General features: G+C 57.6%; 7 protein-coding genes. 5 read left to right on the plus strand and 2 right to left on the minus strand.

The window, feature by feature from the left end; translation table 11 throughout:
* On the minus strand, positions 1-193 hold a 193-nt coding region (locus ACILSE_RS22380; protein ID WP_395719670.1), incomplete at its 3' end, for a hypothetical protein.
* A 45-nt stretch (positions 194-238) separates the two neighbouring features.
* Between ACILSE_RS22380 and ACILSE_RS22385 the strand changes: the two genes are divergently transcribed.
* The 3 genes from ACILSE_RS22385 to ACILSE_RS22395 all read left to right on the plus strand — a co-directional run bounded on the left by ACILSE_RS22385 (position 239) and on the right by ACILSE_RS22395 (position 2,952).
* Positions 239-514, plus strand: a complete 276-nt coding sequence (locus ACILSE_RS22385; protein WP_395719671.1) for a hypothetical protein — start codon at positions 239-241, stop codon at positions 512-514.
* A 193-nt stretch (positions 515-707) separates the two neighbouring features.
* A complete protein-coding gene (locus ACILSE_RS22390) occupies positions 708-1,292 on the plus strand; it encodes a hypothetical protein (protein WP_395719672.1) in 585 nt (194 codons plus the stop codon).
* Positions 1,293-1,479: 187 nt separating this feature from the next.
* Entirely contained in the window at positions 1,480-2,952 is a 1,473-nt protein-coding gene (locus ACILSE_RS22395; RefSeq protein ID WP_395719673.1) for a formylglycine-generating enzyme family protein, read from the plus strand.
* A gap of 559 nt (positions 2,953-3,511) precedes the next feature.
* On the opposite strand, the gene ACILSE_RS22400 is transcribed toward ACILSE_RS22395, so the two are convergent.
* Positions 3,512-4,222, minus strand: coding sequence for a hypothetical protein (locus ACILSE_RS22400; protein ID WP_395719674.1), 711 nt, complete (start codon positions 4,220-4,222; stop codon positions 3,512-3,514).
* A 199-nt stretch (positions 4,223-4,421) separates the two neighbouring features.
* Between ACILSE_RS22400 and ACILSE_RS22405 the strand changes: the two genes are divergently transcribed.
* The gene (locus tag ACILSE_RS22405) at positions 4,422-5,327 is read left to right on the plus strand and encodes an ATP-dependent DNA ligase (RefSeq protein WP_395719675.1); all 906 of its coding nucleotides are present in this window, start codon (positions 4,422-4,424) and stop codon (positions 5,325-5,327) included.
* 106 nt (positions 5,328-5,433) lie between these two features.
* Positions 5,434-6,391 (plus strand): amidoligase family protein (locus ACILSE_RS22410; RefSeq protein ID WP_395719676.1); only part of this gene is annotated, 958 nt, incomplete at its 3' end.

The following is a 6,391-nucleotide window of genomic DNA, read 5'->3' on the forward strand; positions in this document are numbered from 1 at the left end:
TGCGGGCGATGTCGAGGGGGCTGATGCCGTTTCGTTTGAGTTCGAGGGTGCGGCCCACATCAAAGCAACCCGCATCCACATAGGCTTTGGCATCGCCCGGGCTAAAGCCTGCATCGAGCCACTGCTGGGCAGCGACGGTTGTTCCACCAATGGCGGCGGACATTTCGAGGAGCTCTTGAGGACTGCGTTTCATGCCTTGATTTTGGCGCTTTCATTATACTGTGCAAATGAACAGTTTATGAAAATCGACTTCGACGGCTCCCATATCACAGACACCGACTATTTTGAAAGCCCGGACCGGGAGAAGGGGATTGCATGGTGCCTGGTTGATCATGGGGTGTGGCATGTGCTCGTGCCCCACCCGCCCATCCATCCGCCCTCGATGGTTGAGGCACGGCCGGTCACAGACCGGCAGGAGCGGGATGGCTGGCGCTGGCGTGTTGAACTGCCCGGCTGGCACCTGCCACTCTTCGGGCGGTGCATTCGTCCGCGCAGGTCCCCATTCGCGAAGTGAAGCGCGAGATAGAGCATGGAATCGGCCTTCGAAAAACTCTATGCCGAGGGCGGGCTTAGGTTCTTGCCGCTTGCGAGGTTCTGTCTGCAGCTCCCCAAGTTAAGCTTCCGCCAAAAACCACCAGGATGACATAATTCCTGAGAACACAGTGCACCTAAAAGCGTTATGGAAAAATTAGCCAATGACACCACACATGATCACAGGCATCAAGCTCCTGGCTCTGATTTCCCTTTTCTTGAGGGGACACATTTGTGCCCAAACAGGTGGGGCTCCCGATGCTCTCCAAGTTCTCAGTCAGCAGGAACCTAACCTTTCGGCGTGGGCCTTGGCCCCGATTGAGCAGAGCATTCCTGATGCCATTCGTCAGAACATTATCTTCCTGCGTGAGGATCTGCTTGATGAAGGCAAAACCAAGCCAAAAGCCTCCTTGGACGCTTACCGCCTAGCATACCAACTTTGCGTCTCTCTCATCTCCGCACTAGACGAACGTGAAAAAATGCTTTTGAAGGCTGGTTACCGAGCCATACAAGCCAATGTGGTGACACCAGCTACAAACCAAGCTCTCGAAGCGAGACGAAATTACCTCATGAGCTGGCCTCAATACGAACGGGAGGTTCAACAACGCAGTGACCTGCTCCGTGTCAACGAGGCCGCCGACAAGAGAAAGGTGGAGCTGGCCTTGCAGGACATGAAACTCGACTGGGCCAAACGCGTGGGCGAGCTACGTGCGAATTTAGACGCCCTCTACATCAAACTCCGTGCTGCAGTGCGGGGATAATGCGGCAACATCTAATGTCTCATTTGAAAGCATCCTCGCTCTGAGTTGCCAGTAGCCGCGTCTTTGGACATATAGGCTCGTAACGCTAAGCCAGCGCTAAAGAAGCAAGTTCACGTTGTGTGGCAGTTCATTCCCTATCCTTTCCCATCACAAAAGGTTGTGCTCCAATTTTCCGATGAGACTACACATGAACAACCTGGCTCTGATTTCCCTTTTCTTGGGAGGACATATTTATGCCCAAACAGGTGGGGCTCCCGATGCTCTCCAAGTTCTCAGTCAGCAGGGACCTAACCTTTCGGCGTGGGCCTTGGCCCCGATTGAGCAGAGCATTCCGGATGCCATTCGTCAGAACATCACATTTCTGAGAGAGGACATTGTCGATGAAGGCAAAACGAAGCCCCAGGCGTCTCTTGAAGCCTACCGAGCTGCATACCAGTATAGCAGCACCATCATCGCAGTTCTCGATGAACGTGAAAAGATGCTGTTGAATGCTGGTTACCGAGCAGTGCAAGCCAAGGTGGTGACACCGGCCACCAACCAGGCTCTTGAGGCACGGCGCAATTATATGATGAGCTGGCCTCAATACGAACGAGAGGTTCAACAACGCAGTGACCTACTCCGTGTGAACGAAGCCGCTGACAAGAAAAAGGTGGAGCTGGCCTTGCAGGACATGAAACTCGACTGGGCCAAACGCATGGCAACTATGCGAAGCAGTCTCGATGCCTTCTACGTCAAACTCCGTGCTGCGCTGCGAGATAGCGGATTCACGACCAAAACCTTTGACGGTGCAGGCGGGGGCGCATCAAGCGTGCCAGCGATACCAGCGATACCAGCGATACCAGCGATACCAGCGATACCACCTCCAACTATAACCCAAACCATTCCGGCAGTTCCTCAAGGCATGTTAAAAAACAGCCTTGGAATGAGATTTGTGTCCTTGCCGGGCACGAATGTCCTGATCTGTATTCATGAAACTCGCTACGTGGACTTTTCTGCCTATGCGGTCAAAAACCCTGATATTGGCACAAGTTGGAGTAAAGGGAATGATCGATTTTTGCCGCCCGATCCCGTTGTTCCTGGCACGGAACGCATTTTCGGTCAAAGAAAGATTCCCCCCAATCCTGATGATCCCGTTGTTGAGGTCACTTGGGAGCAGGCGAAGAAATTTTGCGAGTGGCTAAGCCAGAAGGAAGGTAAGACCTACCGTCTGCCCACAGACGAGGAATGGAGTATTGCTGTCGGTATCGACAAGACCGAAAGGTGGAATAAAAACACCACGCCTTCTAACGTCTTGAAAAATACAACGTTGTTCCCATGGGGGACAGAGTGGCCACCTCCTCCATCCAGCGGAAATTTTCTTGATTATTCGCGTGCCCGGCTAGATCCTAAAACGAAGTTTGTTTTAGATTACGAAGATGGTTTCCCTTATACCGCGCCGGTGATGAGCTTCAAGCCGAACAATCTCGGCATTTACGATTTGGAAGGCAACGTGCGAGAATGGGTCGAAGATTGGTGGGACAGTAAAAAGAAAGAACACGTTAGCCGTGGGGGCACCTACTATTCCAACGCACGCGAGACGCTTTTGGCATCGTACCGACTTCGTGATCCATCAGGCACAGGTGGTTGCGGATTCCGTGTGGTCGTTGAAACTGACCCCTAGGTTTTCATAATAGCTGTTATCAAAATCATTTCCGGAGGATAATCCGATGGCGACCTCGCCGAACTTAGTTTCACGATCAGGAGCCGCATGCCACACGGAGTCTGATGCCCCAGGAGGCGCAAGTTCCTCGAAGGCCTCGCTCCATTCCAAATAACAGCGTCAGGAAAAGCCCTCTGACAATTACGTACAACGCACCGAATGGAACATGCGGGATTCGGACTCTGCGGTGGTGTTCACTATTGCGGAGTAGGCCACGGGGGGCTGCCAGGACGCTCTCATTCGTTAGCAAGTGCAGCAAGCCGTCCGTTTGCGACCGCGCGTCCTAGGCGGCGCGCGAATATTCCTGCGTCGATCCGGAAATTGCTAAACAGCTCGAAACCCGCGCCGAGAGAAGCGCATTCGGCATAAGATGCTGGCCCGCCAATCTCAACAAGGACGCTGATGGTCGCAACAAGTGGATGTGATGGGTCGGAATATCCTCATCCCATCCGATGCGGCTTGCCTGTAAAACGCATTCCACGCGGCCACAACGGCGGCGCTTGCCAAGCCTTGCCGACTTTCATGGCCATACAAGGGGATCTGTTCCTGTCCCAAATGCAAGCGTGAGTGCCGCATCCCTCTGCGATGGGTCCACGCTACGGGTCATTTGGAGCCCGTGAAAGATGGCCATCATCAAGGGAATGAGTGCCGCGGGAACTTGACGGAAAAGTTTGAGGCAGTTCTTGGGCAGGCCCCAGCCTCGTTGTATCACCATGATGGCCGCCAATTCACCCGAGGCAGTAGTGACCACGGCGTAAGGGGTGATCGTCAGAATGGTGGAAGGGAGTTCCGATCGGTAAACCACCCACTTTTCTCCTTCGAGGTCGATCAGGTGCAGCGCCTTGCATGGCTCCTTGTTGGTGAAGACGAAACCGATGTTCGGGAAATAGTGAATCGTTCCCAGATGGCGTCCTTCGCCTCGGAGTTCATAAAACTGGTGCCTGGGCGGGAGGATGAACCCACCAAAAGCATCCACGAAGTGAAGCGCCACTTCCCGATCCTCGGAGATTAGTTGATAGACGGGGTTTCCACCCCAGGGCATTTTCGCGAAAACCCGCGTGATGTTTTCCTGCCCGCGCGCATGCCCGTCGAGACGGAGCCGGATACTTTCTCCAAACTCGAAGTCATAGTCATTGAGCACTGTTTTGATCATCTCCGCCGGGCGGTCAATCTGCGCCCTGCTCATTTGAGCCAGCACCTGCCTGAGGGTGGTTTCTTTGCGGATTTCCATCGCGAGACCAAAGCTGATTTTTTCGCACACGCAATCTGCTCATCCTGGCTATGAGCGGCGCAGTCATGGGAAAGCTTGTCGAGCTGTTTTCACGCAATCTCATAAATGGCGACGCAAACGGCGCGACACACGCAGGCACGGTGACGAGGCACCAGGGAACCCAGCCCCACCGCTGGTCAACACGACACCCCTGATGACCATGACCATCACTACCACCGCTCCCTCCTCAATCACCAAGCCGATGCTCGCCGACACGTGCGAGCGCCTGCATGACCTCAACTTCCCCGTGCTGGCCACTCCCAAGCTCGACGGGATCCGCTGCCTCAAGATCAATGGCCGCGCCCTGACCCGCAGCTTCAAGCCGGTGTCCAATCGCTTCATCCGCGAGTGGATCGAGGCCAACCTGCCCGACGGCGTGGACGGCGAGCTGATTGTGAAGGGCACTACCTTCAACGAAACCGCCGGGCATGTGGGCCGCGAGAGTGGTGAACCCGACTTCACCTTCGCCGTCTTCGACTATGTGAGCGACGGGTTGGATGTGCCCTATGCCTGCCGCATGCAGGAGCTGGCACGGCTGCCGGACTACGAGCGCGTCGATAAAGTGCTGCCCGAGGAGATGTGCTCGCTTGAGGAGCTGATGGCCTATGAGGAGCGCTGCGTGGCTGAGGGCTACGAAGGCGTCATGATCCGCACGCCGGGTTCCCCTTACAAGTGCGGCCGGTCCACGGAGCGCGAGGGCTACCTGCTCAAGATCAAACGCTTCGAGGACGCCGAGGCGGTGGTGGTGAGCACCTACGAGGGGTTGAGCAATCACAACGCGGCGGAGAAGGACGCGTTTGGGCGCACGAAGCGCAGCATGGCGCAGTCCGGCATGGTCGGGCGCAGCGAGCTGGGCGGGTTCATCGTGCGCCATGTGGAAACGGGCGTGGAGTTCCGCTTGGGCTACAACCATGTGGTTGGCGGCATTGACCGCGTCACCCTGTGGCAGCAGCGCGACACGCTCATTGGCCGGCTGGTGAAGTTCAAGCACCAGCCCAGCGGCGCGAAGGAAGCGCCCAGGTTTCCGAAGTTCATCGGGTTCCGCGAGCCGTGGGACCTCTCATAAGCGCTTCGCAAAATGGTGATCAAAACGGCGCGACACACGCAGGCACGGTGACGAGGCCAAGGGGAAGTCCGGATGGACTTCAATCACCCGCACCCATTCCATCCTCATGAAGCCCATCGACCTGAAAGCCGCCTCCATCCAGTGGGGCATCGAACTCGAAACGCGCCTGCCCGCCGCCGCTGGCGTCCAAGTGGGTGCCTATCACAACGGCCTGCCCGTGCAGGGCGGCCGCACCCTCTCCGGGCTGCGCCTTGAAGCCCCCGACTTCCATGGCGCGCGCTGGAAGGCCGAGCGCGATGGCTCCATCCGCTGCGAGGCGGGGCAGGTGCCCTGCGAGTTTGTCTCGCCCGTCCTCCACGGCGAGGCGGGCGTGGAGCATCTGGCCGCCTTCGTAGGCTGGATGAACGCCGTCGGTGCCAGTGTCAACGCCTCCTGCGGCTGCCACATCACCGTGGGCATCGAGTCGGTGATCGGCACGTCGGACACCAAGGCGGTGAGCGAGTTCATCCGCAAGCTCGCCCATATCGGGCGCTGGCACGCGCGCAGCCTCTACGGCCAGACGGGCACGGGCCGCCATCTCAACCACTACAGCCACCCGCTCTACGAGCAGACGGGCAGCACCATGCGCAAGATGATCACCTGCGAGGAGGAGCGGGTCAAAGCCGAGTGCGCCGAGCAGTGCGGGCGGGGCATGATCAACTTCAAGAAGGCGTTCCGCCGCGACGCCCGCGGGCGGTTCATCGGGGTGGTGGAGTTCCGCGTGTTCGCGGGCACCACGACGATCGAGAAGATCATGCATCACCTTGCCAGCGTGCTCGGACTCTGTCGCCGCGCCTGCGAGGTCCGCTGCCTTGGCGGATTCGGCAAGAACAAGATCCAAGCCAAGCGCACCGCCACGGCATCGGATGGCCTGCGCTTCCTGTGGGACTACCTCGGGTGGACCGGCAGTGCGCGTCCGGTCGCCTTGGGGCTGTTCGGCAAGCTGCACTCCGAGTTCCGCCGCTACCGCAAGACCGCGCAGCGGCTCTGCCAGCAGTTCGACGAGCGCTACCCCGACGCCGCCC

It is taken from the genome of Prosthecobacter sp. (assembly GCF_044236155.1).
Classification (GTDB): Bacteria; Verrucomicrobiota; Verrucomicrobiia; order Verrucomicrobiales; family Verrucomicrobiaceae; genus Prosthecobacter.

What these genes read in the sequence shown, in the direction of transcription:
- ACILSE_RS22385 (WP_395719671.1), top strand. Translation starts at nt 239, where the DNA reads ATGAAAATCGACTTCGACGGCTCCCATATCACAGACACCGACTATTTT.
- ACILSE_RS22395 (WP_395719673.1), top strand. Translation starts at nt 1,480, where the DNA reads ATGAACAACCTGGCTCTGATTTCCCTTTTCTTGGGAGGACATATTTAT.
- ACILSE_RS22405 (WP_395719675.1), top strand. Translation starts at nt 4,422, where the DNA reads ATGACCATCACTACCACCGCTCCCTCCTCAATCACCAAGCCGATGCTC.
- ACILSE_RS22390 (WP_395719672.1), top strand. Translation starts at nt 708, where the DNA reads ATGATCACAGGCATCAAGCTCCTGGCTCTGATTTCCCTTTTCTTGAGG.
- ACILSE_RS22400 (WP_395719674.1), bottom strand. Translation starts at nt 4,222, where the DNA reads ATGGAAATCCGCAAAGAAACCACCCTCAGGCAGGTGCTGGCTCAAATG.